Origin of the sequence: Pseudomonas fluorescens, from assembly GCF_019212185.1 — a bacterium.
Lineage (GTDB): Bacteria > Pseudomonadota > Gammaproteobacteria > Pseudomonadales > Pseudomonadaceae > Aquipseudomonas.
In genome coordinates this window covers 5,243,101-5,270,065 of the sequence record NZ_CP078138.1, presented here as the reverse complement: position 1 = coordinate 5,270,065, position 26,965 = coordinate 5,243,101, and the positions used below count along the sequence as shown (strand labels likewise).

Genomic DNA, 26,965 nt, shown 5'->3' with positions numbered 1-26,965 from the left:
CCTGACTGCCCCATCGCGAGCAGGCTCGCTCCTACAAAAAATCAGCTAGCGGTGCTGTACCGCCGGACCCCGGACTCAACTGCCGGAATCTGCGCCGCCGTGCTGCCCGAGGCCTGGAACAGCACCAGGTGTTCGGCGGCTACGCGAATGCCGACATCGGCCCCGACCTGGTGGTCGGCATGGCTCGGGAAAATCGACTCCAGTTGGCTGCCGGTGGGCAGTTGCAGGCGATAAAGAGTCGAGGCGCCGAGAAAGGTCTTGCCGACAATCCGCGCCTTCAGTGCGCTGTCGGGCGCGTAGACGATATCGTCCGGACGCAGCAGCACATCCACCGCACCTCCGGTCGGCCAGGTGTAGGCGCGATTACCGCGCAATTCTCCGAGCTCGGTCTGCACCGATTCAGGCGTGCGCAACTGACCACGGATGAAATAGCCCTGGCCGATAAAACTTGCGACAAAGGGCGTCGCCGGTTCGTGATAGAGGTTGTAGGGCGTATCCCATTGCTCCAGGCGGCCTTCCTTGAACACGCCGACCTGATCGCTGACGGCGAAGGCTTCTTCCTGGTCGTGAGTCACCAGGATCGCACTGGTGCCGCGGCTTTTCAGAATGTCGCGAACCTCATGGCTGAGTTTGCGGCGCAATTCTCCATCGAGGTTGGAGAAGGGCTCATCAAGCAGCAGCAGCTGCGGTTCCGGTGCCAGGGCCCGGGCCAGGGCCACTCGTTGCTGCTGGCCACCAGACAGCTCGTGGGGATAGCGCTTGCCGAGGTTCTTCAGGTTGACCAGCTCGAGCATTTCCTCGGTGACCCGGTCTTTCTGCGGATGCTTGCGAATGCCGAAGGCAATGTTGTCGGCCACGCTCAGGTGCGGGAACAGCGCGTAATCCTGAAACACCATGCCAATCCGGCGTTTCTCCGGCGCGAGGGTGTAGCCGGCGCTGGAAATGGTTTCCCCCGCCAGCTGGATTTCACCTTCATGCACCGGTTCGAAGCCGGCGATCGCACGCAGGGTGGTGGTCTTGCCGCAGCCCGAGGAGCCCAGCAGGCAGCCGATATCACCCGCGTTGAGGTGCAGGTTGAGGTTCTGCACCACGCGTTGGTCCTGGTAGCCGCACGCTAGGTTGCGCAGATTCAGCAGTAATGGATGGCTCATGCGTGGTGGTACGCCGGTGGTACGAGGAATTCCAGCAGGGCCTTTTGTGCATGCAGGCGGTTTTCGGCCTGGTCCCAGGCAACCGAACGGGCATCGTCGAGCAGGTCCATGCTGATTTCTTCGCCGCGGTGCGCCGGCAGGCAATGCATGAACAGTACGTCATCGGCCGCGAGGTCGAGCAGGGCGCGATTGACCTGGTAGGGCGCGAACAGCTTGAGGCGTTTGGCGGTTTCTTCTTCCTGGCCCATGGAGGTCCAGACATCGGTGCTCACCAGGTGGGCGCCACGCACGGCATCCTGCGGGTCGCGAACGATGGTCACACGCTCACCGGCCGCCGCGACGAACTGTGGGTTAGGCTCGTAGCCTTCGGGGCAGGCGATGCGCAGCTGGAAGTCGAACTGGATGGCGGCTTCTATATAGCTGTTGCACATGTTGTTGCCGTCGCCGATCCAGGCCACGGTCTTGCCCTGGATCGAGCCACGGTGCTCGAGGAAGGTCTGCATGTCAGCCAGCAACTGGCAGGGGTGCAGGTCGTCGGACAGGCCGTTGATCACCGGTACCCGCGAGTTGGCGGCGAATTCGGTCAGGGTGCTGTGGGCGAAGGTGCGGATCATCACTGCGTCGAGCATGCGCGACATGACGATGGCGCAGTCGCCGATCGGCTCGCCACGACCCAGTTGGGTGTCGCGAGGCGAGAGGAAAATAGCCTGGCCGCCGAGCTGGATCATGCCGGCTTCAAACGACAGGCGGGTGCGGGTCGAGGACTTCTCGAAGATCATCCCCAGGACGCGATTTTTCAGCGGCTCGAACAGTACGCCGCGGTTACGCAGGTCTTTGAGCTCAATGCCTCGACGGATCACGCTGACCAGCTCTTCGGGCGTGCAATCCATCAGGGAGAGAAAGTGCCTTGCGCTCATCATTGACTACCTTTTTGCAACGGACCGCAGATACTCAAAGCCTGGTTTATCTGAAAAACGGGCGAGACCTGCGGCGTAAGCCGCACGGGGCGACGAAATAGGGGAAGGCGCAATATTGACATTAAATGTCGCGTCTTGCCACGGGGCTACGGTTTTTAGGGGATTCGGAGGGGCTACGGGGTGACCGCAATAGCGCTTTTGAAGCCTGGTTCCTGACAGCAGCGGGTCCTTTGTACACTGCCGTCGCGCGCCTTGGCAATCGAGTCGGGCGTTCGCGCCAACGTACTGGTCGTTTTGCGGCCCGCCAGTCGCCAGCATCGGGGCCAGTATCGGCAGGCCTGATGGCGGCCGATTCACGAGGCGAACGTCGCTGGTGCGCCACTCGATCACGGCCCATAGTTTGATTCCCGCGACCGTCCTTTGGTTGCCTGCGAATAAAACAGAGAATGGCCATGACCAAGACGCTTCATCACCGTGCCTGCCACCTGTGTGAAGCCATTTGCGGCTTGACCATCGAAACCACAGCCAGTGACGACGCCGGCCTGCAGATCACCTCGATCAAGGGCGATGCGCAGGACACCTTCAGTCGCGGCCACATCTGCCCCAAGGCCGTGGCCCTGCAGGATATCCAGAACGATCCCGACCGCCTGCGCCAACCGATGCGTCGCGTGGGCGACGACTGGCAGGCGATTGGCTGGGACGAGGCGTTCACGCTGGTGGCCGAGCGTCTGGCGAGTATTCAGGCCGAGCACGGGCAGAATGCGGTCGCGGTGTACCAGGGCAATCCCAGCGTGCACAACTATGGGCTGATGACCCACAGCAATTACTTCCTCGGGCTGCTGAAAACCCGCAACCGGTTTTCCGCGACCTCGGTCGACCAGCTTCCGCAGCACTTGAGCAGCTACCTGATGTACGGCCACGGCTTTCTGTTGCCGATCCCGGACATCGACCACACCGACTTCATGCTGATTCTCGGCGGCAATCCACTGGCATCCAACGGCAGCATCATGACCGTTCCGGATGTCGAGAAGCGCCTGCGGGCGATCCAGGCCCGTGGCGGCAAGGTGGTGGTAGTTGACCCTCGGCGCAGCGAGACGGCGGCGATGGCTGACCAGCATCTGTTTGTGCGGCCTGGTGGCGATGCAGCATTGCTGTTTGGCCTGCTCAATACCCTGTTCAGCGAAGGCCTGACCCGTGACAGTCATTTGCCGGTCGACGGCCTGGATGAGGTGCGTGAGGCTGTCGCGGCGTTCAGCGCCGAAGCCATGAGCCCATTGTGCGCGGTGCCTGCCGAGCAAATCCGCCAGTTGGCCAGGGATTTCGCGGCGGCTCGTACGGCGGTCTGCTATGGCCGGATGGGGGTCTCCACCCAGGCATTCGGCACCTTGTGCCATTGGCTGGTACAAGTGATCAACCTGGTCACTGGCAACCTCGACCGGGTCGGTGGCGCGCTGTGCACCGAGCCGGCAGTAGACCTGGTCGCCAGTACTTCAGGTGGGCATTTCAATCAGTGGCAAAGCCGGGTGTCCGGGCGCCCGGAGTACGCGGGAGAGTTGCCGGTGTCGGCGCTGGCCGAGGAAATGCTCACCCCGGGGGCCGGACAGATCCGCGCGTTGGTCACGGTGGCTGGCAATCCGGTGCTGTCGACGCCCAATGGCCGGCAACTGGAGCAGGCGCTGGACGGCCTGGAGTTCATGGTCAGTATCGACCTGTACATCAACGAAACCACGCGCTACGCCGACCTGATCCTGCCCTCGACCTCGGCCCTGGAAAACGATCACTACGACACCACGTTCAACATGTTCGCGGTGCGCAACGTCAGCCGCTTCAATCGGGCAATCCTGCCCAAGCCCCAGGGCGCGTTGCATGATTGGGAGATTTTTGTCGGCCTGGCCCAAGCCTTCGCCGCCATGACCGGAAAGCAACTCAAGCCGACCATGGCGCCGGCGCAGATGATCGACTTCGGGTTGCGCGCTGGTCGCTACGGCGATGACTCGCCGCACAGGTTGTCGGTGGCCAGCCTGAATGACCATCCCCATGGTGTCGATCTGGGGCCACTCAGGGCCAATCTGGCACCGCGCCTGAAAACCGCCAATCAGCGCGTGCAGGCAGCGCCCCCGGCGATTCTTGCCGACCTGGCGCGCTTTGCCGCGCTACAGGTGCCGCCGGCCGATGAATTGCTGATGATTGGTCGCCGCCATGTACGCAGTAACAATTCCTGGATGCACAACTATCACCGTCTGGTGAAGGGCAAGCCGCGCCACCAGTTGCTGATGCACCCTGACGACCTGGCCGCTCGTGGGCTGGTGGACGGGCAGCGGGTGCGGGTCAGCTCGCGGGTCGGGGAGATTGAGGTCGAGGTGTTGGGCAGTGTCGAGATGATGCCTGGGGTGGTCAGTCTGCCCCACGGCTGGGGTCACGCCAGGCCCGGGGTGCAGATGGCGATCGCTACGGCGCAACCCGGTTCGAGTGCCAATGACCTGACCGATGAGCGCCACCTTGACGAGCTGTCGGGCAATGCCGCGCTCAATGGCGTGCCGGTGACAGTGGCGGCGGCGTAGCGAAGTCTGTCGGGCAGATCGCGCATCGCGCCGGGCTTTCCGTTACAATGCGCCACCGTGCCGACAACTGAGTCGGAAAGTTCAGCCGAGGTGCTTCATGGATATCATCGAAACTATTAAAGAGCAGATCGCCAACAACACCGTTCTGCTTTACATGAAAGGCTCGCCGAATGCCCCGCAGTGCGGCTTCTCGGCCAAAGCTGCCCAGGCCGTCATGGGCTGTGGCGAGAAGTTCGCTTACGTGGACATCCTGCAGAACCCGGAAATCCGCGCCAACCTGCCAAAGTACGCCAACTGGCCAACTTTCCCGCAGCTGTGGGTCGGTGGTGAGCTGGTCGGCGGTAGCGACATCATGATCGAGATGGCTGCAGACGGTTCCCTGCAGAGCACGATCAAGGCTGCTGTAGAAGCTGCCGCTGCGGGCAAGACCGAAGCGTGATCCGAATGCAGGGGCGAGTCCCCTGCAGCCAATAAAAAGCCCCGCTTCTCAGCTGAGAGCGGGGCTTTTTATTGGGAGGCGAGTTGTAACTTACTCGTCTTCGCCCATCTGCGATTGCAGGTAGTTCTCGATACCGATTTTGTCGATCAGGCCCAGTTGAGTTTCCAGCCAGTCGATATGCTCTTCTTCGGACTCGAGAATGTCTTCGAGCAGTTCACGGCTGCCGTAGTCGCCAACAGTTTCGCAATGGGCGATAGCGACTTTCAGATCGGCGTGGCCGGTCTTCTCGATGCGCAGGTCACACTCGAGCATTTCCTTGGTGTGCTCGCCGATCTGCAGCTTGCCCAGGTCCTGCACGTTCGGCAGGCCCTCGAGGAACAGGATGCGCTTGATCAGCTTGTCCGCGTGTTTCATCTCGTCGATGGATTCGTGGTACTCGTGCTTGCCCAGTTTGTTCAGGCCCCAATCTTCGTACATGCGGGCATGCAGGAAGTACTGATTGATTGCGACCAGCTCATTGGCAAGGATCTTGTTGAGATGCTGGATGACTGTGATGTCGCCTTTCATGATGGGGTCCTGTCCTTAAGTTCGATATATAAGGCTGAGTTTGAGCCGACCGTAACTTAGTGTCAAACCTAAGTTATTGAATAATATATGAAAATTAATCGGAATAAGAATGTTTGTGTTCCGCATCCTGACGCTAAGCGATTGAATTACAGGCATAAAAAAACCGGACTTGAAGTCCGGTTCTTTGAAATACTGAATTTACGCGGCGGAAAATTCCACAGGATAGGGAATCGCTGCCTGGCTCAATTGCAGGTCGGCCAGGGTTTCGCGAACCACTTGCTTGGCAAGGCAGGCGCATTTGCCGCATTGGCTGGCTACGCCGGTCGCTTCGCGGACCTCGCGGTAGCTGCAGCAACCTTCGTAGATTGCTTCGCGGATTTTGCCGTCGGTGACGCCAGTGCAAATGCAGACATACATAAAGTGAGAACCCATCGCTGGTTTTGGCTCAATTGCGATGGATCTTAATGTTAACGAGAATGATTGTCAAAGTGGTTTCTGAGGGTATTGTTGCCACGTGTGGGTTGCCTGACGAACGGCTGCATGGCGACAGGTCAAAAACGCAGTGTATGATGGTCGGTCTTTGTAAAAGGTAGCCGCTTCATGATTTTGTCGTGCACTCGCGACAGACTGGGTCGGTACCGATCTTCACGCACTACACCAGGAGATATCCAATGAGCGTACTCGTAGGCAAACAAGCCCCTGATTTCACCGTACCAGCCGTACTGGGCAATGGCGAAATCGTTGATAGCTTCACCCTGTCCTCGGCCATCAAAGGCAAATACGGCCTGGTGTTCTTCTACCCGCTGGACTTCACCTTCGTTTGCCCGTCCGAGCTGATCGCTCTGGACCACCGCATGGCTGATTTCAAGGCGCGTAACGTTGAAGTGATCGCAGTATCCATCGACTCGCACTTCACCCACAACGCCTGGCGCAACACCCCGATCAATGCCGGCGGCATCGGTCAGGTTCAATACATCATGGCTGCCGATATGAAGCACGACATCGCCAAGGCCTACGACGTTGAGTCCGAAGGCGGCGTAGCTTTCCGTGGCGCGTTCCTGATCGACGACAAAGGTGTTGTCCGCTCGCAGATCGTCAACGACCTGCCACTGGGCCGTAACATGGAAGAGCTGATCCGTCTGGTCGACGCTCTGCAATTCCACGAAGAGCACGGCGAAGTCTGCCCTGCCAACTGGAAAAAAGGCGACAAGGGCATGACCGCTTCGCCAGAAGGCGTTGCTGCTTACCTGACCGAGAACGCTGGCAAGCTGTAAGCCACGCGCAAGGTATGAAAAAACCGGCTTCGGCCGGTTTTTTCATGGATGCAAGAAAGCGCCGTGCAATCAGTCGCCGAAGTCTTCCCAGCCGCCCATTTGTTTCCAGCGGTTAACGATGCCGCAGAACAGATCAGCGGTTTTCTCGGTGTCGTAGCGCGCCGAGTGGGCCTCACGACCGTCGAAGTCGATGTCCGCAGCCTGACAGGCTTTGGCCAGGACCGTCTGGCCATAGGCCAGGCCCGCCAGGGTCGCGGTGTCGAAGCTGGAGAACGGGTGAAACGGGTTGCGTTTCATGTCCAGACGCGCCACGGCCGCGTTGAGAAAGCCCAGGTCGAAGCTGCTGTTATGACCGACCAGGATCGCACGCTTGCAGCCATTGGCTTTCAAGGCCTTGCGCACGCCCCGGAAGATATCGGTCAGGGCGGTCTCTTCACTCACGGCCATGCGCAACGGGTGATCGAGCTTGATGCCGGTGAATTCCAGCGCCGCGGCTTCGATGTTGGCGCCTTCGAACGGTTCTACACGGAAGAAGTAGGTGTGGTCCGGGTACACGAAACCTTTTTCGTCCATGCTGATGGTCGTCGCGGCGATTTCCAGCAAGGCATCGGTAGCGCAGTTGAAACCACCGGTTTCAACGTCAACGACGACTGGCAGATATCCACGGAACCTGGCTGCCATGGGGTGACGCGAGCCACCACCACCTTGACCTTCCTGATCGTCGTCGTAATTGTCATCACTCACGCGTTTTCCTCCAGCAGGCGCCAGCGCAGTTTTTCACCGGCGCGCAGCGGGATAACAGTCAGCTCGCCGAACGGCAGGCTGGCAGGGGCAGTCCATTCTTCACGGATCAGGGTAATACGGTCGGTATTGACCGGCAGGCCATAGAAGCGTGGACCGTTGAGGCTGGCGAAGGCTTCGAGCTTGTCCAGCGCATTACGCTGCTCGAACGCCTCGGCGTACAGCTCGATCGCGGCGTAGGCGGTGTAGCAGCCGGCGCAGCCGCAGGCCGCTTCCTTGGCGTGCTGGGCGTGGGGCGCCGAGTCGGTACCGAGGAAGAACTTCTCGCTGCCACTGGTCGCGGCATCCAGCAGGGCAACCTGATGGGTGTTGCGCTTGAGGATCGGCAGGCAATAGAAGTGCGGGCGAATACCGCCCACCAGCATGTGGTTGCGGTTGTACAGCAGGTGATGCGCGGTGATGGTCGCGCCAACGTTGGCCGACGCTTCGTTGACGAACTGCACGGCATCGGCGGTAGTGATGTGTTCGAACACCACCTTGAGCGTTGGGAAGCGCTCAACCACACGACGCATGTGCTCGTCGATGAAGATTTTCTCGCGATCGAACACATCGACATCGCCGCGGGTGACTTCACCGTGGATCAGCAAGGGCATCCCGACTTCGGCCATGGCCTCGATCGCCGGGAAGATCTTGTCAACGCTGGTGACCCCGGAGTCGGAGTTGGTCGTCGCGCCCGCCGGATAAAGCTTGGCGGCGTGTACGAAGCCACTGGCCTTGGCGGTGCGGATTTCGTCCGCAGTCGTGCGGTCGGTGAGGTAGAGCACCATCAACGGTTCAAAGCGGCTGCCGGCCGGGCGCGCAGCGAGGATACGCTGGCGATAGGCGTCGGCTTCAGCGGCATTGCGCACCGGTGGTACCAGGTTGGGCATGATGATGGCGCGACCAAAGGTGCGCGCGACATCCGCCACGGTATTGGGCAACGCAGCACCATCGCGAAGATGAATATGCCAGTCGTCGGGACGCAGCAGGGTCAGGCGGTCGGACATTGGGGGGATTCCAGGCGGGTCAAACTCATGGGAATGCTACCGGAAAAGACTCTTGCAGGCACTCGCTATCAAGTTTTGCTGCACCTGACCGATATCCCCAAGGTACGCCGTATATATGTCTGTCAGTCTTTTCGTTGCAAAAATCAATGGAGCCTCCCGTGCGCCAGCGCTATTTAGCCTTGCTCAGTGTGTTCGCCAGCCTTCCTGCCATGGCACTCACTTTCCAGACTCGCCTGGAGAGCATCGAGTGGAAGGTCGAAGGTGATAAATTCGAGTGCCGTCTGGCTCAGCCGATTGCCGATTTCGGCACCGGAGAGTTCGTGCGCCGGGCCGGCGAGCAGGCGACCTTTCGCTTGAAGGCTTACAACTCCATGCTGACGGGCGGCTCGGCGACCTTGCTGGCAGCGGCTGCGCCCTGGCAGCCGGGGCGCGGGGATATCAACCTGGGCTCGGTACGACTCGGCAGTGGTGAAGTGCTCTTCAATAGCTCGCAAATACAGGCCGGGCGGCTGATCGGCGGACTGATGGACGGTCGCAGTTCTGTGGTTCGCCATTACGCGGCGGATGGCCGGATGTCCGAGGTGCGGGTGCTACCGGTCAGTTTCAGCACAGCCTATGCTCAATATCAGGAGTGCGTCGCCAAACTGCTGCCGAACAATTATGACCAGATCAAGCAGTCCGCAGTGGGTTTCCCGGGTGGAGGCATCGAACTGGACGCATCGGCGAAAGTTCGCTTGCAGCAGATGCTGGCGTTCATGAAGGCGGACCCGACGGTCAATCACATCGAGCTCGACGGGCATTCGGATAACAGTGGCAACCGTCTGACCAATCGCGACCTGTCGCGTCGCCGCGCGCTGGCGGTGATGGATTACCTCAAAGCCAACGGCGTTCAGGAGTCGCAGATTACCCTGCGTTTCCACGGTGAGCAGTATCCGGTGGTACCCAACACCAGCCCTTCTAACCGGGCAAAGAATCGTCGGGTAATCGTTCAGCTCGAACGCCTTGCGCCCGCTGCTGAGCCTGTCCCTCAGGACAGCACGGCCAAAAACACCGCATCGACCTCCTGAACCCGCTGAAATCGTCGCTGACTCGACATAATCTGTCGCTTCGTCGTCATAAGCTGTCGCGCCTCTGTAATTTATCCTTGCGCAGCGGTAGACTGCGCGGCTTTCCGTAGAACCCCGTGGAGTGATGGCATGGCGGACGTAAACAAGGTCGTTCTGGCGTATTCCGGCGGCCTGGACACTTCGGTGATCCTCAAGTGGCTGCAGGATACTTATAACTGTGAAGTGGTGACTTTCACCGCTGACCTGGGTCAAGGCGAAGAAGTCGAACCGGCTCGCGCCAAGGCTCAAGCCATGGGCGTCAAAGAGATCTACATCGACGATCTGCGCGAAGAATTCGTGCGCGACTTCGTGTTCCCGATGTTCCGTGCCAACACCGTCTATGAAGGTGAGTACCTGCTGGGTACCTCGATCGCACGTCCGCTGATCGCCAAGCGCCTGATCGAAATTGCCAACGAAACCGGCGCTGACGCCATTTCCCACGGCGCCACCGGCAAAGGCAACGACCAGGTACGTTTTGAGCTCGGCGCCTACGCGCTCAAGCCAGGCGTGAAAGTGATTGCACCATGGCGCGAGTGGGACCTGCTGTCCCGCGAGAAGCTGATGGACTATGCCGAGAAGCACGCGATTCCGATCGAGCGCCACGGCAAGAAAAAATCCCCGTACTCGATGGATGCCAACCTGCTGCACATCTCCTATGAAGGCGGCGTGCTGGAAGACACCTGGACCGAGCACGAAGAAGACATGTGGCGTTGGACTGTCTCCCCGGAGAAAGCGCCTGACGCTCCGCAATACCTGGAACTGACCTATCGCAACGGCGACATCGTGGCGCTGGACGGCGTCGAGATGACCCCGGCGACAGTCCTGGCGACTCTGAACCGTATTGGTGGCGAGCACGGTATCGGCCGTCTGGATATCGTCGAGAACCGTTACGTCGGTATGAAGTCCCGTGGCTGCTACGAAACCCCGGGCGGCACCATCATGTTGCGTGCCCACCGTGCGATCGAATCGATCACGCTGGATCGTGAAGTGGCTCACCTCAAAGACGAGTTGATGCCCAAGTACGCCAGCCTGATCTACACCGGCTACTGGTGGAGCCCTGAGCGTCTGATGTTGCAACAGATGATCGATGCTTCCCAGGTCAACGTAAATGGCGTCGTGCGCCTGAAGCTGTACAAGGGCAATGTAATCGTGACCGGTCGCAAGTCTGACGATTCGTTGTTTGACGCCAACATCGCGACCTTCGAAGAAGATGGCGGCGCTTACAATCAGGCTGATGCTGCGGGCTTCATCAAGCTCAATGCCCTGCGTATGCGGATTGCCGCAAACAAAGGCCGCAAGTTGTTCTGATGATGTTACGTTGATCACCCGTTGTGATCCCGTCCTGGGCGGGGTCACAACAGGTTTGAATTCTCCGGTTTTCGACGTTCTGTTGAACCTTTTTTGCCTTGGCCATGTTCTTGGCTTTCTCAATCATCACTCCTGTCTTTTCTCTCTCCAGCCTCGGCATGTACGGCCTGGCCCTGAGTAGATGGCGAAGCGACGGCGTTGATCACCTGGGTGTTCAGGTTGTAGAAAATGCAACAGGAGTCGTTGGCGTGCATTGCCTTGATTGCCGACTTCTTCAGCGTCTCGCCAATCAACTGTTCTGACTCCGCGCAGGTCAGTAGCATCGTGAACGTTTGTTGCGTCAGCGGGGCCTGATTGATGGTTTTGGTCAGCTTGCCAGTGTCCTTCTTCTTGCGAACCCAGCGAGCATCGACAATGCGGATACAGTGCACTGAGGCGGGCAGGCAGATTTGCTGAGGTGTGCGCAGGCGGCTGATCAACTCGACGTGGGCTGGCGGATCCTGAGCGCTCTGCAGCAGGTAGTCGGGATGCCCTTTGATCTCCCCGCGGCTCTTGCGTTTCTGCGGTTGCGCGGCGATTTCCCGAGGGATCGATGGGCGGGGTAAATCATCGCACTCAACCGGGGGTGGGGGACTGACAGGTTTTTTTTCCGGACGAGACCCCTCGTCAAATACCTTGATGAAGTGTTTGCCTTTCTGAAAATCGGAGGGCGCGTACAAGGATTTATAGTTGAAGTTAAGGGTGATGAAGAACAGAAACATTAGATAAAAAGGAAAGCTGATCAAGAACCAGATATAGAGTTCCCGATCATCGTCATCGAGAAACGGCAACGACACCGCAGCGGAAGTTTCAGACAGTGCTGCAAATATCGCAATGATGGTCATGGGGTTTACTATCTTTGTTGGTTTTTTTTGCATAGTGGGTACTCGAGTGATTGTGTGTTGCGCGTCGCTAGCGTAATTAATGCTGATTGGAGAGCGCGCTAAAAACGATGTTTTAATCATCGTCGGTCGTGCTTTTAGAATAGGGCAGTGTTCAGCGTCTGTTAAGTGCGGTTGTGAATTAGTTTGATTAAGCTTGGTTGTTTAATAAGCGCAAGCGCTGGTGGTGCCTGCCGATCAGGGTTTCGTAAACTTTAAGAGACATTGTTTTTTCTGAAAACCTGTAGGAAAGATCTTATATATTTGTAGGGATCGTCTCTCGGTATGCTCGACCGGCCCGCTCAGCACCCCAAGGGCAAACCGCATACGCTATTGTGCAGGTTCTAAAAATTCGAACAGCGAAAATTGGACTTGCCCATGAATAAAGTGCTGATCGTGGATGATCATCCCGTCATTCGACTGGCTGTACGCATGCTAATGGAGCGTCATGGCTATGAAGTTATTGCTGAAACGGATAATGGTGTAGATGCTTTACAACTTGCCCGGGAACATATGCCGGACATTGTGATACTGGATATAGGCATACCCAAGCTTGATGGTCTTGAGGTTATCGCACGGTTGAACTCGATGAGTTTTACCATGAAAGTTCTAGTGCTGACTTCCCAAACGCCTGGACATTTTTCAATGCGTTGCATGCAGGCGGGTGCGTTTGGTTACGTCTGCAAGCAACAGGAATTGACCGAGTTACTCAGTGCAATCAAGGCGGTCTTGTCCGGGTACAGTTACTTTCCCAATCAGGCGTTGCACTCTGTGCGCTCGACGATGAGCAGTGCCAGTGAAGCGGACATGGTAGAACGCTTGTCGGGCAGAGAGATGATGGTGCTGCAGCAATTGGCGAGGGGCAAGACCAACAAGGAAATCGCCGATGGGATGTTTCTCAGTAACAAGACCGTCAGTACCTACAAGACCCGGCTTCTGCTCAAGCTGAATGCGCGCTCGCTTGTCGACTTGATCGAACTGGCCCAGCGCAACGGTCTGGTTTGATTCGCGGCCTCTTTGGGAGCGGGGCTTCTGGCGATCCTTGATCGCAAAAAAAAGCCTCTGCATTGAGAGGCTTTCAGGGTCTAAAGGTCATAATCATAATCGGCCAACTGCTTTTGCAGACGTCGTTCCTCCAGCATATTATCGATGGTGCGACGCTTGCTCAGGTTGGTCTTTGCCACCTCCACCTGAGGCTCGACATCATCGGTTTCAACCGGGGGGAAGTCGTCTTCTACGTCCAGTTGTACTTTGCCATCGCTCATACGTTTGACTCCAGGCTAAGAGTGCCATTGGCGCTTCTTATATCGATAATCTCCTGGCGGGTAAAAAAGATTTTTTCAATCGACAAATCAATAAAGTTAATAGCGGCTCAATCGTCAGAGGTTTTTTGCTTGTACTCGCACAGGTCCTCGATCCTGCAGCTGCCGCACCGGGGCTTTCGGGCAAGGCACACGTAGCGTCCATGCAGGATGAGCCAGTGGTGAGAATCAAGCAAAAAGGCTTTGGGAACAAACTTCAGCAGTTTTTGCTCCACTTCCACGACGTTCTTGCCCGGCGCCAGGCCCGTACGATTACTGACTCGAAAAATGTGTGTATCAACGGCCATTGTCAGCTGGCGAAAAGCCGTATTGAGCACTACGTTGGCGGTCTTTCGGCCGACGCCTGGCAAGGCTTCCAGTGCCTCTCTGGTTTGCGGAACTTCCCCACCATGTAACTCGACCAGCATTTTGCATGTCTGGATGACATTCTTCGCCTTGCTGTTGAACAGGCCAATGGTCTTGATGTAATCGGACAATCCCTCCACCCCGAGCGCGTAAATCGCAGCGGGTGTATTGGCCACCGGAAACAGTTTGGCGGTTGCTTTATTGACGCCGACATCGGTGGACTGGGCTGAAAGAATCACCGCGATCAACAGTTCGAAAGGCGATGTATAAGCCAGCTCGGTTTTCGGTTCCGGATTGTCTTCGTGCAGCCTGCGGAAAATTTCCAGGCGTTTTGCGGCATTCATGGGCGCAGCGTTTCCTTGGGGCGATCAATGGGGGGTGGAGCGGCCAAGCCACGCTTGTCTGGTGGCCAGGAGCAATCCCAGCAGGATAAACCCACCTGGGGCAATGATGGCGAATCTGAATGTGCCAGGGCTGTCCAACCAGACGAGCCACTCTGCGACGGAGCCATGACCCAGACCTTCGCGTAACAAACCGAGGATCATCATCAGGCTCGCAAACAGCCCGCACAGGCGCAACCGCTCAGGCAGTGTGCTGTCAGTGAAAAAACCGTTGCACTCCAAAATCACACATTGCAGGGCAATCAGGCCAATCCAGAGGGCCAAATGCTGGTGCAACTCAAGTACCCAGGCCTGAACGGCCAGCGACGCCAGGCTGGTGAGAGTGGCCGCGATTGCCACTGAGAATGGCAATTGCAATGCAGAGGGAATCCTGTGGCGCAGCACACGCATCTTCACGCTGTAGAGTCCAATAACCAGCAGCGCAACCAGCGCAAGTATCGCGGCCGTCAGCACGCTGTCGCTGGCCCCTGCCAGCGACGCGAGCATCAATGAGTTTTGCAGTGATGCAGGCTTTTTCACGGGGCGCTCCCGATCCATTCGGATTGGTGTTGATCAAAATAGCGCAGGGCCTGGTGAACGGCGTTAATCACCGCGCGCGAAGTAATAGTCGCCCCGGCCAGTTGATCGAATTGACCGTGATCCTTTTTCAATGCCCAGCCGCTGGCGTTTGGCTCATTCAATGATTTTCCGCTGAATCCGGCCAGCCAGGGATTGGGGTGTGCGGCGATCACTGCGCCCAGCCCCGGTGTTTCCGCTTGCTTGAGGGTTTTGACGCCGATCAGTCTGCCGTGGCTGTCGATCACGATCAGCAACTCGATCGCGGCTTCGTATCCGGTTACCCGACTGCGCAGCACAACCGCGCGGGGAATCCCTTTGAGGGTTGCCAGGTAACCCGCCAGCAAGGTGCTGCTTTCCAGCTCAACATCAGTGACAGCCAATGGTTGTTCCAGAGGCAGATTGTCATAGCTGCCTGCCGGCAGCATATCCAGCAATCTTTGGCTTTCGCTCGCGCGCTGTTCCGTCGCGAACCGTGGCGCCAGCGCGTGCTGCAACAGATAAGTGGCACCAGCCCCCAGCCCGATTACGACCATCAGGAGCACGAGGCCGAGATTGCGCGTCATGGTGTAGGCAGCTCGGGTTGTCGGGCGACGAGGCGTTCCAGGGCCGGTACGCAGAGATTCATCAGCAGCACCGCAAAGGCCACGCCGTCGGGATAGCCGCCCCAGGTTCGAATCACGTAGGTCAGCAGCCCAACGCCTGCGCCGAACAACAAGCGTGCTCTGGGGCTTTTGGCTCCGGAGACCGGCTCAGTGACGATAAAGAACGCAGCGAGCATGCTGGCGCCGCTGAGCAAATGAAACAGCGGCGAACCGTTGGAGTCTGAACCCGAGCCGCTCCAGCACAACAGGCTGATCATGAACAAGCTGCCGAGCATGCCCACGGGGGCGTGCCAGCTGAATATCCGTTGTTGCAGGAGAAAAGCGCCACCAGCAAGAAAGGCCAGGTTCACCCATTCAACGCCTTTGCCGCCGAAATGGCCAAATGCCGGGTCGCTGGCGAACAGCTCGTCCATGGTCAGGCTTTTGTTGATGCGCAGGCTATCCAGGGCGGTCGCTCCGGCCCAGGCGTCAGGTTGTTCGATCCTGTTGAAGCTGAGGCCGAAGATTTGTTGCAGACCATCGGCCAGGCTGACTGTGTGAGCACTGGGCCAGTGAATAAGTTGTTGCGGAAAACACACCAGCACCAGGGCGAAGCCCAGCATCGCCGGATTGAACGGATTACTGCCCACGCCACCGTACAGGTGTTTGCCAAAGAGCATGGCGCCGGCTGCGGCGCTGACCGTTAACCACCAGGGGCAATAAGCAGGCAGCGCCAGTGCCAGCAAGGTGGCGCTGACCAGTGCGCTGCCATCGCTAAGGGCGGGCCTGAGTGGATGTCGACGTAAACGCAACACGGCGGCTTCAATTGCCAGGGCACTGCCGCAGGCCAGCAGCAGATTGACCAGCACCCCCCAACCCGACCACCAGACCAGCGCCAGCATCCCCGGTAGCGTCGCCAGTAGAACCCGTTTCATCGCCTGTTGCAGGCGATCATCCACCGACTCAAGGGCTGGCATGATCGTTCACCTGGCGCTCTGCTTCACTCAGCCTGGCACGGGCGGCCCTCAACAGTTCGGCTGGCGTCTGCGCCTGGCGTTCCAGTTTGCTTACCTCGGCGCGGGCGTAGGCCAGTGCTGTCTTGAGTTGTCGCAGTTGGCTATCGATCGGGCGCTTTTCCGTGCGTACCAGCACCGGTGCAGGCTTGTCACTGGCGTGTTCCGCCGCATGCAAGGCGTGTTCGGCCTGACTCAAGGCTGCGGCGAGCAAATCCAGCTGCTGTGCTGGTGCATCACCGGCCTGGGCTTTCTTCAATTCGGCGCGGCGCATTGCCAGCTGGATTTTCGCCCGTTTGAGTTCAGCATCGTTGGCAGGCAAGGGCACTTGTACCGGGTTCGCCGGGGCATTTTTTTCGAGCTGCGCCAGTGCCTGCTCAGCGGCTTCGAACTGCCGCTGAAGGACAATCAGTTGCGACTGTTGCTCGAAGGTCGGCGGGTGGCCAAAGGCTTTCAGTGACTTGTGCAGTTGCGCCCGGCTCATCGCCACATCGATCTTGGCTTTTTTCAGGGCGGCATCCGCCGCTGCAGCTTTTTGCGCTTGCACCCGGGCAATGGCGTCCTGCAACGGGTTGCCGGCGCTTTCGCTCGGACGAGTGGCCTTGAGTGCACGGGCGGCGCGTTCGGCAGCCCGTTGCTCGTCTTCGCGGCGCAGGCGGGCATTGCGCTGTTCGAAACGTTGGCGGGCGTGATCGCGTTTGTCCTTGCGCGCCTGAAATACCTCGGGGTTCGATGCCAGGCCACCGACGATGGGAACTACAGCGTCAGAAGGCAGTGGACGCATCTCGATGCAGTCGACCGGGCAGGGCGCCACGCACAGGTCGCAGCCGGTGCACTCGTCGATGAGCACGGTATGCATCAGTTTGGCCGCGCCGACGATCGCATCGATCGGGCAGGCCTGGATGCATTTGGTACAGCCAATGCATTCGGCCTCGCGGATATAGGCGATTTGTGGCGGCGCGCTGCCTCGACTGAGGTCCAGTTCGATGACCGGTACCTCGAGCAGTTCGGCCAAGGCCGCAATTGTCTCGTTACCGCCGGGCGGGCACTTATTGATCGCCTCGCCGCTGGCGATGCCTTCGGCGTAGGGCTTGCATCCGGGATGACCACACTTGCCGCATTGGGTCTGGGGCAGGAGTGCGTCGATGCATTGAATCAGACTCATGTTTTGATCAGTCCACTGAATCCGAGAAAGGCCACGGCAATCAATCCGGCGCCGATCAGGTCGATTGGCAAGCCACGAAAGGCCAAGGGCACATCGTTGTCGAGAGTACGCTGGCGTAAGTCGCTGAACAGGCTCAGTACCAACCAGAAGCCGAGTCCGGCGCCAAGACTCAGCGCCATATGTCCACCCAGGCCGCTGGCGTCCTGCATGCCCAGCAAGCTAACGCCGAGTACACCGGCATTGCCCAGCAGCAATGGCCAGAGTCCGCTGAAAGGCAGCGCGGGCAAGGCTCGTGTCAGCCCGCTTAGCAGAGGTGTTATCAGCAACACGCTCAAGGGCAGAAACACAAACAGATGGAGGGCGGTCAGGCTCAGGGGCACCAGCAGCCAATGATACGCCACGTAACCCAGCAACCCGTTGAGCAGCATCAGGCAGGTGGTGGCAATGCCCAGGGCATGCACCTGACGTCGGTCCGCCAGCGGGTCGTGGCTGCCTTGCAGCAGTGGGTCGACGCCCAGCGGCCAGTGCAACAGGAAATTGTTGATCAGGGCCGTGCTGATGAGCGTAAGCAGGGTATCGGTCATGGCGTGCCGGTGTGTTCGAAAGGCCTGTAATTGAAGATTAGGCAGGATCCGGCGGGGCAGATATGAAAATCCCACCGTCGCGATCAAGCGCGACGGTGGGATCGGTCCAGCCAGGCGATTACTTGATGCGCTGGCCTGGCTTGGCGCCGCTGTCCGGGCTCAGCAGGTAGATTTCTTCGCCGCCAGGGCCGGCCGCCATCACCATGCCTTCGGAGATGCCGAACTTCATTTTCCGCGGCTTGAGGTTGGCGATCATCATGGTCAGGCGACCGTCGAGCTTGGACGGATCCGGGTAGGCGCTCTTGATGCCCGAGAACACGTTGCGTTGCTCATCGCCAATGTCCAGGGTCAGGCGCAGCAGCTTGTCCGCGCCCTCAACGGCTTCGGCCTTGACGATCAGCGCGACGCGCAGGTCGACTGCGGCAAAGGTGTCGAACTCGATCTCCGGCGACAGCGGGTCCTTGGCCAGTTCGCCATTGCCTTGTGGGGCGGCGGAACCGGTGTCGGTCTGGCTGGCGACGAGGTCTTCCTTCGATGCATCGGTCATGGCCTGGACCTTCACCGGGTCGATACGGGTCATCAGCGGCTTGAACTCGTTCAACTGATGGTTGGCCAACAGGCTGGCGTGATCGTTCCAAGTCAGCGGCGGCACATTGAGGAACGCTTCGGCGTCGGCGGCCAGCAACGGCAGCACCGGCTTGAGGAAAATCACCAGCTGGCGGAACAGGTTGACGCCGGTGGCGCAGATGGCCTGGACTTCCTCCTGCTTGCCTTCCTGCTTGTTCAGCGACCACGGCGCCTTGTCGGCGATCCAGGCATTGGCACGGTCGGCCAGGGCCATGATTTCGCGCATGGCGCGGGCAAAGTCGCGGGCCTCATAGGCATCGGCGATGCTTGGCGCGGCGGCCAGGAAAGCTTCGGTCAGTTCGGGTGCAGCATTTTCAGCGACCAGCACCCCGGCGTTACCCTTGTGGATAAACCCGGCGCAACGGCTGGCGATGTTGACGACTTTGCCCACCAGGTCGGAGTTGACCTTCTGTACGAAGTCTTCCAGGTTGAGGTCGAGGTCGTCGACGCCACGGCCCAGCTTGGAGGCGTAGTAGTAGCGCAGGTACTCCGGCGACAGGTGGTCCAGGTAGGTGCGGGCCTTGATGAAAGTGCCGCGCGACTTGGACATTTTCTGGCCATTGACGGTCAGGTAGCCGTGCACGTTGATGCCGGTCGGCTTGCGGTAGCCCGCGCCCTCGAGCATGGCTGGCCAGAACAGGGCGTGGAAGTTGACGATGTCCTTGCCGATGAAGTGATACAGCTCGGCGCTGGAATCCTTGGCCCAGTAGGCGTCGAAGTCCAGATCCGGGCGGCGTGCGCAGAGGTTCTTGAAGCTCGCCATGTAGCCGATCGGCGCATCCAGCCAGACATAGAAGTATTTGCCTGGCTCGTCCGGGATCTCGAAACCGAAATACGGCGCATCGCGGGAGATGTCCCACTGTTGCAGGCCGACATCCAGCCATTCGGCGATTTTGTTCGCGACCGCGTCTTGCAGGGTGCCGCTGCGGGTCCACTGCTGGAGCATGGCCTGGAAGTCCGGCAGCTTGAAGAAGAAGTGCTGGGAATCCTTGAGCACCGGGGTGGCGCCGGAGATCGCCGACTTCGGATCCTTCAGGTCGGTCGGTGCGTAGGTTGCACCGCATTTCTCACAGTTGTCGCCATACTGGTCTTCAGTGCCGCACTTCGGGCAGGTGCCCTTGATGAAGCGGTCGGCCAGGAACATCTGCTTTTCCGGGTCGAAGTACTGGGTGATCGAGCGCGTGGCAATGTGCCCGGCGTCACGCAGCTTCAGGTAGATCTGACTCGACAGCTCACGGTTTTCTTCGGCGTGAGTGGAGTGGAAGTTGTCAAAGTCCACCAGGAACTCGGCAAAGTCGGCGCTGTGTTCAGCCTGGACGTTGGCGATCAGTTGTTCCGGGGTGATGCCTTCCTTTTCCGCGCGCAGCATGATGGCCGAACCGTGGGCGTCGTCCGCGCAGACATAGGTGCATTGGTGACCGCGATGCTTCTGGAAGCGCACCCACATGTCGGTCTGGATGTACTCAAGCATATGGCCCAGGTGGATTGAACCATTGGCATAGGGCAGGGCGCTGGTGACGAGGATCTTGCGTGGCTCGGACATGGGGCTCGGCTACTTGATGAAACGGAGGTCGGCCACTATAAAGCGCTGGCGATTATTTTTCACCCTCGGGGCCTGTTTCCGGATTTGTGGCAAGGCTGGCCTGCCCAAGGCCGGCGTAATCGGGTCGCCACGAAAGAGCGTCCGGCGTAGGATAGCCGCCTGATTTTCCAGTCTTGTTATCGGAGTTGCCCATGAGCGCCGTCAATCGTGCAGCGGTGGAAGCCGTCCTGCGCCAGTACACCGATCCTTACCTGAACCAGGACCCGGTCAGCGCCGGCTGCCTGCGTGGCATCGATATCCAGGGTGATCGCGTCAGCGTGCAGCTGGAGCTGGGCTATGCCGCCGGACTGTTCAAGAGTGGCTGGGCGCAGATGCTGCAGATGGCCATCGAAGGCCTCGACGGCGTTGCGTCGGCCAGGGTCGAGATCACCACGGTGATCGCTGCGCACAAGGCACAAGCGCAGATTCCCGGCCTGGCCAACGTCAAGAACGTGGTGGCCGTGGCCTCGGGCAAGGGCGGTGTGGGCAAGTCCACCACCGCCGCCAACCTCGCGTTGGCGCTGGCCCGTGAAGGCGCCAGGGTGGGGATTCTCGACGCTGATATCTATGGTCCGAGCCAGGGCATCATGTTTGGCATCGCCGAAGGTACCCGGCCCAAGGTCAAGGATCAGAAATGGTTCGTGCCGGTCGAGTCCCATGGCGTGGAAGTGATGTCGATGGCTTTCCTCACCGATGACAACACGCCGATGGTCTGGCGCGGCCCGATGGTCTCCGGTGCGTTGCTGCAATTGGTAACCCAGACCGCTTGGGGCGATTTGGACTACCTGGTGATCGACATGCCGCCAGGCACCGGTGATATCCAGTTGACCCTGGCGCAGAAAGTCCCGGTGGCCGGTGCCGTGATCGTCACCACGCCTCAGGACCTGGCCCTGCTCGATGCACGCAAGGGCGTGGAGATGTTCCGCAAGGTCAACATCCCGGTGTTGGGCGTGGTGGAAAACATGGCGGTGCACATTTGCTCCAACTGCGGTCACGCCGAGCACTTGTTCGGTGAAGGCGGCGGCGAGAAGTTGGCCAGTCAGTACGGTGTCGAACTGCTGGCGTCGTTGCCGCTGTCGATGGTGATTCGTGAACAGGCCGATGGCGGCAAGCCAACGGTGATCGCCGAACCGGACAGCCAGATTGCCATGGTTTACCAGGAACTGGCGCGCCACGTCGGCGCGCGGATCGTATTGCAGGAAGCGCTGTCGCCGGCGATGCCGAATATCAGTGTCAGCGACGATTGAAAATCTGAAATGCTGCTCTTGTAGGAGCGAGCTTGCTCGCGAAGGTGCATCAGTTGACACCGCGGTGCCTGACCCACCTTTGCGAGCAGCGGAGTGCCGCCGGAGCTGCTCCTACAGTTGATCTTCTTCGTGTCTTAAATCCGCAACCCGCCATCCATCTCCAGAATCCGCCCGGTGTAGTAGTCGTTCTCGAAGATATACGCCGCCGAATGGGCGATTTCTTCCGGCTTGCCCATGCGCTTGAGCGGAATGCCTGAGGTCATTTTTTCCAGTGCTTCGGCCTTCATGCCCAGGGTCATTTCGGTCTCGATGAAGCCCGGCGCAATGCCCGCCACGCGGATTCCGTAACGCGCCAACTCCTTGGCCCAGGTCACGGTTGCCGCCGCCACGCCGGCCTTGGCGGCGGAGTAGTTGGTCTGGCCAACGTTGCCGGCACGGGAGATCGAGGAGATATTGATGATCGCGCCGGTCGATTTCAGCTCGATCATCTTCGCTGCCACTTCACGGGTGCACAGGAATACGCCGGTCAGGTTGACGTCGATGACGGCCTGCCACTGGGCCAGGCTCATCTTGGTCATCTCGCCGTCCTTGACCTTGACCAGCAAGCCGTCGCGCAGGATCCCGGCGTTGTTGATCAGGCCATGGATCGCGCCGAAGTCGTCGCCAACCTGGGCGACCATATGCGTCACCTGTTCTTCATCGGCGACGTTGCACAGGTAAGCGCGAGCCTCGACGCCGGCGGCCTGGCAGGCGGCAACGGCCTGGTCGAGTTTCTCCTGGTTGAGGTCGACCAGTGCCAGCTTGGCGCCCTTGCTGGCGAAATACTCCGCCATGGAACGGCCCAAACCCTGGCAACCGCCGGTGATAATGATTACTTTGTCAGTGAGTTGCATTCGCATGCCCCAATTGCAGGTCGAAGTGGTTTTCTTGTTGTAGGCCTCTCGATCTGCGCCTGACGTGGCCTGGCTGCACATGAGAATTGCCCTGAGGGCATCGCCGGGACGTTGATCCCGCTGCCCGTCCGTTTTTTCGACGGATTCTATTTGAGGAGTCACAAATTGAGCGTTGAAGCTGCCAAGCATGCACGAGAATTACTGCTCAAGGAATACCGTGGGGTGCTCTCGACGCTCTCCAAGGCGATGCCCGGCTTTCCCTTCGGCTCCGTGGTGCCATATTGCCTGGACGAGCAGGGCCGACCGCTGATTTTGATCAGCCGAATCGCCCAGCACACCCACAATCTGCAAAAAGATCCCAAATGCTCGCTGCTGGTGGGCGAGCGCGAAGCCGAAGATGTCCAGGCCGTCGGGCGCCTGACCTATCTGGCTGAGGCGCAAAGGATCGACGACGAAGCAGCGATTGAAGCCGCAGCGGGGCGCTACTATCGGTACTTCCCGGAGTCGGCGAACTACCACAAGGCCCACGATTTCGACTTCTGGGTACTCAACCCGGTGCGTCATCGCTACATCGGCGGGTTTGGCGCGATTCACTGGGTCGATCAATTGACCCTGGCCAACCCATTCGCCGGTAAGGCCGAGGTGAGCATGGTCGAGCACATGAATGCCGATCACGCCAAGGCCATCGCCCATTACGTCGACCTCAGCGGTTTGCCCAAACATGCGCCCGCCGAAATGGTCGGTCTGGACAGCGAAGGCATGCACCTGCGCATTGGCCAGGCGCTGCACTGGTTGCCGTTTCCACAAGTCTGCAACACGCCGACACAGGTGCGCGAAGCCTTGGTTTTACTGGCGCGCGCCGAGGTTTGGCCGACAAAAGCGACCAGCGAAGCTTGAAATCACGAAACGGCGACATCATCTAAGACTAACTGGCAAGGCATTCTTGCGTTGAGGAACCATTTGATGCGCCCTTTTTTATTGCTCTTTCTGCTGTTTCCGGTGCTGGAGCTGTTCGTATTCGTCAAGGTCAGCGCGGCGATCGGGTTTTTCCCGGCGCTGCTGCTGATCATTCTCGGCTCGATGCTCGGTGTGTTCGTGCTGCGTATCGCCGGGCTGGCTACCGCCCTGCGTGCCCGTGAAAGCCTGAACCGCGGCGAGTTGCCGGCCCAGACCATGATCGAAGGCCTGATGCTGGCCCTGGGTGGCGGTCTGTTGATCGTCCCGGGTTTTGTCAGCAGCGTGCTGGGTCTGATCATGATGCTGCCACTGACCCGTCGCCTGCTGGCCAACAAGATGCGCCAGCGGGCCGAGGAACAGGCGATTCGCCAGCGCGCCTTTGCCGACGACCTGCAACCTCGCGGCGGTCCCGCCCCGCGCGAGCCGTTGGGCCGAGAGCCGAACGTGATCGAAGGCGAATTCGAACACCGCGACTCCAAATAACTGCAGCATTCACACGGCACCTTCGGGTGCCGTGTTCGTTCCAGCGCCCAGCGAAGTAAAAAATTTCACCGTGCTGCCCTTGTAATAAGCTTATGCGCCCTTATGTATCGGTCACCGCAAGGTTTCTGGTGCAAATCGCCAGACAGACTTCCGCGTCTCGCTCGACGAGCCGCAACCGGCACCGCCGGAAATCAACCACCGCCGGGACCACACCGGCCGCTGAAACTACAAGTAGGAGAGATCGACAATGAAGCTTCGTCCTCTGCATGACCGCGTCGTCATCCGTCGCAGCGAAGAAGAAAAGAAAACCGCTGGCGGTATCGTTCTGCCAGGTTCGGCTGCTGAAAAAGCCAACCACGGCGAAGTTCTCGCTGTAGGCGCCGGCCGTGTGCTGGAAAACGGTGAAGTGCGTGCTCTGGCCGTGAAAGTGGGTGACAAGGTCGTGTTCGGCCCGTACTCGGGTAGCAACACCGTCAAAGTCGACGGCGAAGACCTGCTGGTAATGGCTGAGAACGAGATTCTCGCTGTTATCGAAGGCTAATACCTCAGTTCAATTTCCCGCGACTACTCAAGTATTTAAGGAATATCGATCATGGCTGCTAAAGAAGTTAAATTCGGCGATTCCGCCCGCAAGAAAATGCTCGCCGGTGTCAACGTCCTGGCTGACGCAGTAAAAGCGACCCTGGGCCCGAAAGGCCGTAACGTGATCATCGAGAAGAGCTTCGGCGCTCCGACCATCACCAAGGACGGCGTTTCCGTTGCCAAAGAAATCGAACTGAAAGATCGTTTCGAAAACATGGGCGCGCAACTGGTAAAAGACGTTGCTTCCCGTGCCAACGATGACGCAGGCGACGGCACCACCACCGCTACCGTTCTGGCTCAATCGATCGTCAACGAAGGCCTGAAAGCCGTCGCTGCCGGCATGAACCCGATGGACCTGAAGCGCGGTATCGACAAAGCGACCATTGCTATCGTCAAAGAGCTGAAGTCCCTGTCCAAGCCATGCGCTGACACCAAGGCGATCGCTCAGGTCGGCACCATCTCGGCCAACTCCGACAACTCCATCGGCGACATCATTGCCGAAGCCATGGGCAAAGTCGGTAAAGAAGGCGTGATCACCGTTGAAGAAGGCTCGGGCCTGGAAAACGAACTGTCGGTTGTAGAAGGCATGCAGTTCGACCGTGGCTACCTGTCGCCGTACTTCGTCAACAAGCCAGAGACCATGACTGCCGAGCTGGACGGTCCGCTGATCCTGCTGGTCGACAAGAAAATCTCCAACATCCGCGAAATGCTGCCAGTACTGGAAGCCGTTGCCAAAGCCGGCCGTCCACTGCTGATCGTGGCTGAAGACGTTGAAGGCGAAGCCCTGGCGACGCTGGTTGTGAACAACATGCGTGGCATCGTCAAAGTCGCAGCCGTCAAGGCTCCAGGCTTCGGCGACCGTCGCAAGGCCATGCTGCAGGACATCGCCGTCCTGACTGGCGGTACCGTTATCTCCGAAGAGATCGGCCTGAGCCTGGAAAGCACTACCCTGGAGCACCTGGGCAACGCCAAGCGCGTGACCCTGTCCAAGGAAAACACCATCATCGTTGACGGTGCTGGCGTTCAAGGCGACATCGAAGCACGCATCAACCAGATCCGTGCCCAGGTTGCCGAGACTTCCTCCGACTACGACCGTGAAAAACTGCAAGAGCGTCTGGCCAAGCTGTCCGGCGGCGTTGCAGTGATCAAGGTTGGCGCTGGCTCCGAAGTTGAAATGAAAGAGAAGAAAGCCCGCGTTGAAGACGCCCTGCACGCTACTCGTGCAGCCGTTGAAGAAGGCGTGGTACCTGGCGGTGGCGTGGCACTGGTTCGCGCTCTGCAGGCCATCAGCGAACTGACCGGCGACAACGCTGATCAGAACGTCGGTATCGCCCTGCTGCGTCGCGCTGTTGAAGCGCCACTGCGCCAGATCGTTGCCAACTCCGGTGACGAGCCAAGCGTTGTCGTCGACAAGGTCAAGCAAGGCGAAGGTAACTTCGGTTACAACGCAGCGACCGGCGAATACGGCGACATGATCGAAATGGGTATCCTGGACCCGGCCAAAGTGACTCGTTCGGCTCTGCAAGCGGCTTCGTCGATTGCCAGCCTGATGATCACCACCGAAGCCATGATCGCCGAGATCAAGGAAGACGCTCCAGCTGGCGGCGGCATGCCAGACATGGGCGGTATGGGCGGCATGGGCGGCATGATGTAAGCCAGCCTTACCCCGTACGAAAAAACCCCGCGCTGCGAAGGCAGGCGGGGTTTTTTATTGCGCCTGGTTTGCTTTATGAGGCGACGGGCTTGGCCTTGGCAGCAAGCTCGGTCGCGACAGCCGGTCGATACAGGACGTAGTAATAAGAGCCCAGGCAGATCAGCCAGCAGAACACGGCGGTCCACACATTGTGCGAAAAGAAGTGCGCACCTTGCATCATGCGGCTGATGGAAAACACCGTGCCCAGGCCGAACGCGAAGACGAAGGCCATGCGTGCCAGTTTCGGCCGACGGTCACGCAGGACGAAGAACAGGCCGAACAAGGCGAAACCGGTGGCGGCATGACCGCCAGGCCAGCAGCGGCCCGGTTTGTCGGTCGCTGGCCGCGGGCTGAGCAGTTCGCTGTAGGTTTCCTTGCCGCCGAATTCTTTCAGGCTCCAGGGACACTGCACTGCCGTGACCGCCTTGACCGGGGTGACAAAGGCCGTGGCCAAGCCGAGGGATAGCACCAGGCAGCCCAGTTCGCGTTTGAATGGCGTTAGCCGCGCTACGAAGAACGAAGCGATAAAACCCAGCACCGCCAGCACCGAGAACACAATCACTACCTGCTTGGCCCGGTCATGCAGGATGTTTTCCAGGAAGTAGCTGTGCCGGCCGATGAAGCCGCCAGCCTGCGGATCGTAGAACAACTGCGCCAGGCTCATGTCCAGTGAGGTGAGTTCAAGCAACAGCAGGGTGATTGCGGTCACGGCGGGAATGCCCAGGCAAATCCACAGATTCAACGGGCGAGAGGCGGGACGCGAAAGGGTTGTGGGCATCGGGCGATCCTGAGCATGGATAAAGGTGCAGCGGGAACCAGCGCGCCAGTCTGAACCCTGTCGCGTAGGCTCGGTGTGAACAGCGGGTGAAAAATTTGTGAGCCGTTTTGCCGTGAAATTGACT

At 59.2% G+C, this 26,965-nt stretch carries 28 protein-coding genes; 11 read left to right on the top strand and 17 right to left on the bottom strand.

The features are described from left to right. Window positions 1-41 precede the first annotated feature (41 nt). The gene (locus tag KW062_RS23610; RefSeq protein ID WP_105753913.1) at window positions 42-1,151 is read right to left on the bottom strand and encodes an ABC transporter ATP-binding protein; all 1,110 of its coding nucleotides are present in this window, start codon (window positions 1,149-1,151) and stop codon (window positions 42-44) included. Further along, the gene (argF, locus tag KW062_RS23605) at window positions 1,148-2,068 is read right to left on the bottom strand and encodes an ornithine carbamoyltransferase (RefSeq protein WP_027619723.1); all 921 of its coding nucleotides are present in this window, start codon (window positions 2,066-2,068) and stop codon (window positions 1,148-1,150) included. The genes KW062_RS23610 and argF overlap by 4 nt, the downstream gene beginning before the upstream one ends. A gap of 452 nt (window positions 2,069-2,520) precedes the next feature. On the opposite strand from argF, the gene KW062_RS23600 reads away from it, so the two are divergent. Both KW062_RS23600 and grxD read left to right on the top strand, forming a co-directional pair. Continuing rightward, on the top strand, window positions 2,521-4,629 hold the full coding sequence (locus KW062_RS23600; RefSeq protein WP_105753936.1) for a molybdopterin oxidoreductase family protein: 2,109 nt from the start codon (window positions 2,521-2,523) through the stop codon (window positions 4,627-4,629). A gap of 97 nt (window positions 4,630-4,726) precedes the next feature. Then, window positions 4,727-5,068, top strand: coding sequence for a Grx4 family monothiol glutaredoxin (grxD, locus tag KW062_RS23595; protein ID WP_027619725.1), 342 nt, complete (start codon window positions 4,727-4,729; stop codon window positions 5,066-5,068). A gap of 90 nt (window positions 5,069-5,158) precedes the next feature. Here the strand turns inward: grxD and bfr are convergent, their stop codons facing one another. Together bfr and KW062_RS23585 are read right to left on the bottom strand one after the other, a co-directional pair. After that, window positions 5,159-5,635: a bacterioferritin gene (gene bfr, locus KW062_RS23590; RefSeq protein WP_027619726.1), complete on the bottom strand. Its 477-nt coding sequence runs from the start codon at window positions 5,633-5,635 to the stop codon at window positions 5,159-5,161. 198 nt (window positions 5,636-5,833) lie between these two features. Then, window positions 5,834-6,052 (bottom strand): bacterioferritin-associated ferredoxin, encoded by a 219-nt coding sequence (locus tag KW062_RS23585; RefSeq protein ID WP_027619727.1) that lies wholly within the window; start codon window positions 6,050-6,052, stop codon window positions 5,834-5,836. 254 nt (window positions 6,053-6,306) lie between these two features. Between KW062_RS23585 and KW062_RS23580 the strand changes: the two genes are divergently transcribed. Continuing rightward, window positions 6,307-6,909: a peroxiredoxin gene (locus KW062_RS23580; RefSeq protein ID WP_019693358.1), complete on the top strand. Its 603-nt coding sequence runs from the start codon at window positions 6,307-6,309 to the stop codon at window positions 6,907-6,909. 69 nt (window positions 6,910-6,978) lie between these two features. Here KW062_RS23580 and rnt read toward each other — a convergent pair whose 3' ends face one another. Continuing rightward, window positions 6,979-7,653, bottom strand: a complete 675-nt coding sequence (rnt, locus tag KW062_RS23575) for a ribonuclease T (protein ID WP_027619728.1) — start codon at window positions 7,651-7,653, stop codon at window positions 6,979-6,981. Further along, the gene (pyrC, locus tag KW062_RS23570) at window positions 7,650-8,696 is read right to left on the bottom strand and encodes a dihydroorotase (protein WP_105753912.1); all 1,047 of its coding nucleotides are present in this window, start codon (window positions 8,694-8,696) and stop codon (window positions 7,650-7,652) included. The genes rnt and pyrC overlap by 4 nt, the downstream gene beginning before the upstream one ends. A 158-nt stretch (window positions 8,697-8,854) precedes the next feature. Here pyrC and KW062_RS23565 point away from each other — a divergent pair, with 158 nt between their 5' ends. Together KW062_RS23565 and KW062_RS23560 are read left to right on the top strand one after the other, a co-directional pair. Continuing rightward, the gene (locus KW062_RS23565) at window positions 8,855-9,763 is read left to right on the top strand and encodes a flagellar protein MotY (RefSeq protein ID WP_105753911.1); all 909 of its coding nucleotides are present in this window, start codon (window positions 8,855-8,857) and stop codon (window positions 9,761-9,763) included. 129 nt (window positions 9,764-9,892) lie between these two features. Beyond that, the gene (locus KW062_RS23560; protein WP_027619731.1) at window positions 9,893-11,110 is read left to right on the top strand and encodes an argininosuccinate synthase; all 1,218 of its coding nucleotides are present in this window, start codon (window positions 9,893-9,895) and stop codon (window positions 11,108-11,110) included. Between the two features lie 119 nt (window positions 11,111-11,229). Here KW062_RS23560 and KW062_RS29065 read toward each other — a convergent pair whose 3' ends face one another. After that, window positions 11,230-12,027, bottom strand: a complete 798-nt coding sequence (locus KW062_RS29065; RefSeq protein ID WP_419150711.1) for a hypothetical protein — start codon at window positions 12,025-12,027, stop codon at window positions 11,230-11,232. A gap of 381 nt (window positions 12,028-12,408) precedes the next feature. Between KW062_RS29065 and KW062_RS23550 the strand changes: the two genes are divergently transcribed. Then, the gene (locus KW062_RS23550) at window positions 12,409-13,035 is read left to right on the top strand and encodes a response regulator transcription factor (RefSeq protein ID WP_027619732.1); all 627 of its coding nucleotides are present in this window, start codon (window positions 12,409-12,411) and stop codon (window positions 13,033-13,035) included. An 80-nt stretch (window positions 13,036-13,115) separates the two neighbouring features. On the opposite strand, the gene KW062_RS23545 is transcribed toward KW062_RS23550, so the two are convergent. The 8 genes from KW062_RS23545 to metG all read right to left on the bottom strand — a co-directional run bounded on the left by KW062_RS23545 (window position 13,116) and on the right by metG (window position 20,169). Then, window positions 13,116-13,295: a PA3496 family putative envelope integrity protein gene (locus KW062_RS23545; RefSeq protein WP_027619733.1), complete on the bottom strand. Its 180-nt coding sequence runs from the start codon at window positions 13,293-13,295 to the stop codon at window positions 13,116-13,118. A gap of 107 nt (window positions 13,296-13,402) precedes the next feature. Next, entirely contained in the window at window positions 13,403-14,041 is a 639-nt protein-coding gene (gene nth, locus KW062_RS23540; RefSeq protein ID WP_027619734.1) for an endonuclease III, read from the bottom strand. A 24-nt stretch (window positions 14,042-14,065) separates the two neighbouring features. Beyond that, a complete protein-coding gene (locus KW062_RS23535; RefSeq protein ID WP_105753910.1) occupies window positions 14,066-14,617 on the bottom strand; it encodes an Rnf-Nqr domain containing protein in 552 nt (183 codons plus the stop codon). Beyond that, a complete protein-coding gene (locus tag KW062_RS23530) occupies window positions 14,614-15,219 on the bottom strand; it encodes an RnfABCDGE type electron transport complex subunit G (protein WP_105753909.1) in 606 nt (201 codons plus the stop codon). Before KW062_RS23530 ends, KW062_RS23535 begins: the two co-directional genes overlap by 4 nt. After that, complete coding sequence (locus KW062_RS23525; RefSeq protein ID WP_105753908.1) at window positions 15,216-16,214, bottom strand: RnfABCDGE type electron transport complex subunit D; 999 nt, start codon at window positions 16,212-16,214, stop codon at window positions 15,216-15,218. Before KW062_RS23525 ends, KW062_RS23530 begins: the two co-directional genes overlap by 4 nt. Continuing rightward, window positions 16,201-17,415, bottom strand: a complete 1,215-nt coding sequence (rsxB, locus tag KW062_RS23520; protein ID WP_105753907.1) for an electron transport complex subunit RsxB — start codon at window positions 17,413-17,415, stop codon at window positions 16,201-16,203. Before rsxB ends, KW062_RS23525 begins: the two co-directional genes overlap by 14 nt. Continuing rightward, window positions 17,412-17,999, bottom strand: a complete 588-nt coding sequence (locus KW062_RS23515; RefSeq protein ID WP_027619739.1) for an Rnf-Nqr domain containing protein — start codon at window positions 17,997-17,999, stop codon at window positions 17,412-17,414. The genes rsxB and KW062_RS23515 overlap by 4 nt, the downstream gene beginning before the upstream one ends. 118 nt (window positions 18,000-18,117) lie before the next feature. Beyond that, entirely contained in the window at window positions 18,118-20,169 is a 2,052-nt protein-coding gene (gene metG, locus KW062_RS23510) for a methionine--tRNA ligase (protein WP_027619740.1), read from the bottom strand. A 191-nt stretch (window positions 20,170-20,360) separates the two neighbouring features. On the opposite strand from metG, the gene apbC reads away from it, so the two are divergent. Continuing rightward, window positions 20,361-21,455 carry an iron-sulfur cluster carrier protein ApbC gene (gene apbC / locus KW062_RS23505; RefSeq protein WP_027619741.1) on the top strand — a complete coding sequence of 365 codons (1,095 nt, stop codon included), beginning with the start codon at window positions 20,361-20,363 and terminating at the stop codon, window positions 21,453-21,455. A gap of 134 nt (window positions 21,456-21,589) precedes the next feature. Here apbC and KW062_RS23500 read toward each other — a convergent pair whose 3' ends face one another. Next, complete coding sequence (locus KW062_RS23500) at window positions 21,590-22,348, bottom strand: SDR family oxidoreductase (protein WP_105753906.1); 759 nt, start codon at window positions 22,346-22,348, stop codon at window positions 21,590-21,592. 165 nt (window positions 22,349-22,513) lie between these two features. On the opposite strand from KW062_RS23500, the gene KW062_RS23495 reads away from it, so the two are divergent. From KW062_RS23495 to groL, 4 genes are all read left to right on the top strand, one after another. Further along, the gene (locus KW062_RS23495) at window positions 22,514-23,245 is read left to right on the top strand and encodes a HugZ family pyridoxamine 5'-phosphate oxidase (RefSeq protein ID WP_105753905.1); all 732 of its coding nucleotides are present in this window, start codon (window positions 22,514-22,516) and stop codon (window positions 23,243-23,245) included. Between the two features lie 66 nt (window positions 23,246-23,311). Continuing rightward, window positions 23,312-23,788 (top strand): FxsA family protein, encoded by a 477-nt coding sequence (locus KW062_RS23490; RefSeq protein WP_027619744.1) that lies wholly within the window; start codon window positions 23,312-23,314, stop codon window positions 23,786-23,788. 247 nt (window positions 23,789-24,035) lie between these two features. Next, window positions 24,036-24,329, top strand: a complete 294-nt coding sequence (locus tag KW062_RS23485) for a co-chaperone GroES (RefSeq protein WP_027619745.1) — start codon at window positions 24,036-24,038, stop codon at window positions 24,327-24,329. 51 nt (window positions 24,330-24,380) lie between these two features. Continuing rightward, the gene (groL, locus tag KW062_RS23480) at window positions 24,381-26,024 is read left to right on the top strand and encodes a chaperonin GroEL (protein ID WP_027619746.1); all 1,644 of its coding nucleotides are present in this window, start codon (window positions 24,381-24,383) and stop codon (window positions 26,022-26,024) included. Between the two features lie 73 nt (window positions 26,025-26,097). Here groL and KW062_RS23475 read toward each other — a convergent pair whose 3' ends face one another. Next, a complete protein-coding gene (locus KW062_RS23475; protein ID WP_105753904.1) occupies window positions 26,098-26,841 on the bottom strand; it encodes a phosphatase PAP2 family protein in 744 nt (247 codons plus the stop codon). Window positions 26,842-26,965: the final 124 nt, after the last annotated feature.

Coding starts and splice junctions, on each gene's coding strand:
- KW062_RS23585 (WP_027619727.1), bottom strand. CDS start 6,052: ATGTATGTCTGCATTTGCACTGGCGTCACCGACGGCAAAATCCGCGAA.
- KW062_RS23545 (WP_027619733.1), bottom strand. CDS start 13,295: ATGAGCGATGGCAAAGTACAACTGGACGTAGAAGACGACTTCCCCCCG.
- argF (WP_027619723.1), bottom strand. CDS start 2,068: ATGAGCGCAAGGCACTTTCTCTCCCTGATGGATTGCACGCCCGAAGAG.
- KW062_RS23580 (WP_019693358.1), top strand. CDS start 6,307: ATGAGCGTACTCGTAGGCAAACAAGCCCCTGATTTCACCGTACCAGCC.
- groL (WP_027619746.1), top strand. CDS start 24,381: ATGGCTGCTAAAGAAGTTAAATTCGGCGATTCCGCCCGCAAGAAAATG.
- KW062_RS23525 (WP_105753908.1), bottom strand. CDS start 16,214: ATGCCAGCCCTTGAGTCGGTGGATGATCGCCTGCAACAGGCGATGAAA.
- KW062_RS23550 (WP_027619732.1), top strand. CDS start 12,409: ATGAATAAAGTGCTGATCGTGGATGATCATCCCGTCATTCGACTGGCT.
- KW062_RS23600 (WP_105753936.1), top strand. CDS start 2,521: ATGACCAAGACGCTTCATCACCGTGCCTGCCACCTGTGTGAAGCCATT.
- KW062_RS23560 (WP_027619731.1), top strand. CDS start 9,893: ATGGCGGACGTAAACAAGGTCGTTCTGGCGTATTCCGGCGGCCTGGAC.
- rsxB (WP_105753907.1), bottom strand. CDS start 17,415: ATGAGTCTGATTCAATGCATCGACGCACTCCTGCCCCAGACCCAATGC.
- apbC (WP_027619741.1), top strand. CDS start 20,361: ATGAGCGCCGTCAATCGTGCAGCGGTGGAAGCCGTCCTGCGCCAGTAC.
- pyrC (WP_105753912.1), bottom strand. CDS start 8,696: ATGTCCGACCGCCTGACCCTGCTGCGTCCCGACGACTGGCATATTCAT.
- grxD (WP_027619725.1), top strand. CDS start 4,727: ATGGATATCATCGAAACTATTAAAGAGCAGATCGCCAACAACACCGTT.
- KW062_RS23500 (WP_105753906.1), bottom strand. CDS start 22,348: ATGCAACTCACTGACAAAGTAATCATTATCACCGGCGGTTGCCAGGGT.
- KW062_RS23475 (WP_105753904.1), bottom strand. CDS start 26,841: ATGCCCACAACCCTTTCGCGTCCCGCCTCTCGCCCGTTGAATCTGTGG.
- nth (WP_027619734.1), bottom strand. CDS start 14,041: ATGAATGCCGCAAAACGCCTGGAAATTTTCCGCAGGCTGCACGAAGAC.
- KW062_RS23490 (WP_027619744.1), top strand. CDS start 23,312: ATGCGCCCTTTTTTATTGCTCTTTCTGCTGTTTCCGGTGCTGGAGCTG.
- metG (WP_027619740.1), bottom strand. CDS start 20,169: ATGTCCGAGCCACGCAAGATCCTCGTCACCAGCGCCCTGCCCTATGCC.
- bfr (WP_027619726.1), bottom strand. CDS start 5,635: ATGAAAGGCGACATCACAGTCATCCAGCATCTCAACAAGATCCTTGCC.
- KW062_RS23610 (WP_105753913.1), bottom strand. CDS start 1,151: ATGAGCCATCCATTACTGCTGAATCTGCGCAACCTAGCGTGCGGCTAC.
- KW062_RS23515 (WP_027619739.1), bottom strand. CDS start 17,999: ATGACCGATACCCTGCTTACGCTCATCAGCACGGCCCTGATCAACAAT.
- KW062_RS23485 (WP_027619745.1), top strand. CDS start 24,036: ATGAAGCTTCGTCCTCTGCATGACCGCGTCGTCATCCGTCGCAGCGAA.
- KW062_RS23530 (WP_105753909.1), bottom strand. CDS start 15,219: ATGACGCGCAATCTCGGCCTCGTGCTCCTGATGGTCGTAATCGGGCTG.
- KW062_RS29065 (WP_419150711.1), bottom strand. CDS start 12,027: ATGCAAAAAAAACCAACAAAGATAGTAAACCCCATGACCATCATTGCG.